At 43.7% G+C, this 1,422-nt stretch carries 3 protein-coding genes; all 3 read right to left on the reverse strand.

Annotated elements, in window-relative coordinates; genetic code table 11:
- Nucleotides 1-416, reverse strand: a 416-nt coding sequence (locus R7M72_RS24665; protein ID WP_276446130.1) for an FUSC family protein, incomplete at its 3' end; no start/stop codon positions are given.
- A 13-nt stretch (nt 417-429) separates the two neighbouring features.
- On the reverse strand, nt 430-1,293 hold the full coding sequence (locus R7M72_RS24670) for an HlyD family secretion protein (protein WP_015296643.1): 864 nt from the start codon (nt 1,291-1,293) through the stop codon (nt 430-432).
- Between the two features lie 12 nt (nt 1,294-1,305).
- On the reverse strand, nt 1,306-1,422 hold a 117-nt coding region (locus R7M72_RS24675), incomplete at its 5' end, for a DUF1656 domain-containing protein (RefSeq protein ID WP_318056410.1).

Here is a 1,422-nt window from a genome sequence, read left to right on the forward strand (position 1 = left end):
ACTGTTTCTTGAAGTCGCAATATCGCGAAATGAAATATAGTTTGATCATCAAATTGGCCCATACAAGCAACTAACGCACAAACCGTAAAAGCCATCGAAAATATGTAGCCATATTTCTCGTCACTCGACATAAAAATACACAAGCCAAGAAACAGAGTTAAAAAGCTCAAAAACAAAAATGGATCTTGAGGAAACGTACCAATTAAGAAAAGCGCATAAGCGATTCCGATGAGCGTTCCCCAAACGCGGTTGTGTCCTTTATGAATTGAGTGGGCAAAGCTTTCATTTAGTGCCATAACAGCAACCGCAATGGCCGCCCAATAAGGTTTTTCCCACTGAAACCACAGTGCAAGGCAAATAGCGACAACAATTGAGAGCGCTGCTTTTATTGCTTCTTTAGTCGATGAACTCAGCATGACCTTCACCTAATTAGTGTTTGATGATTTTTATCGATGCCGTCATGCCTACGCGAAGCTGCAGATCTTTTGGCATTTCATTCAATGTCACTTTGACTGGGATACGTTGAGCTAAGCGAATCCACTGAAAGTTAGGGTTCACTGTTGGCAGAAGGTCATTTCCTGTTATGCCATCTTTTTTCGCAATGCCAAAACCAATGCTTTTGATTTTGCCCTCTAACGCGACGTCATCATGCATGAGTAATGTCACGGTTGCGCGGTCGTTAGGGGCAATGCCCGCGAGGTCTGTTTCTTTAAAGTAACCTTCAATCCAGAAGCTATTTTCATCAATAAGGGCGACAACAGGGGAGTTAGCGACCACTTGAGAGCCCACTCGAACGTTTAGATTGGTGATGTAACCATCGGTCGGCGCGTAAACTTTGGTGAAGTCCAAGTTAAGCTGCGCTTCTTCAATGTTTGCTTTCGCTAGTTCAACATTTGCCTGCGCTGTTTGTACGGCATTATGTAAATTGCTAAGAGTTAACGCAGGCACTGCACCGTGCGTACGTTTCTCTAATTTTCGTGCTCGCTGTTCTTCATTTTGTGCTTTTGCTAGCAATGCAGTCGCTTGTTTCTGGTTTGCCAGTGCTTTGTGGTAAGACGCAACGTATGTGCTTGGATCAATCTCAAACAGCAAATCTCCCTTTTTTACTTTTGAGTTATCAGCAACATACACCTGCGTAACCTGCCCAGTGACTCGAGGCGTAATGGAGATAACATAGGCACTCACCTGTCCGTCTCGCGTCCATGGATTGTTTGTGTATGTTTGGTAGTGGGTGTAAAGCACAGTACCTGCGGTACACAACAAAATAAGGGTAATGAGATAACGTTTAATCACAGTGTGCTTTCCTCAAAAGATCGAAATAAATTGGCCAATAACGCCGGTAAAAATGACAATCAGACTTAGCTCTGCCAGTGCAGGGAATGCAACGTACTTATGTAGTCCGCATCTCGTTGCTAGCGAAGT

This window comes from Vibrio sp. YT-18, from assembly GCF_033337345.1.
Taxonomy (GTDB): Bacteria; Pseudomonadota; Gammaproteobacteria; order Enterobacterales; family Vibrionaceae; genus Vibrio; species Vibrio alginolyticus.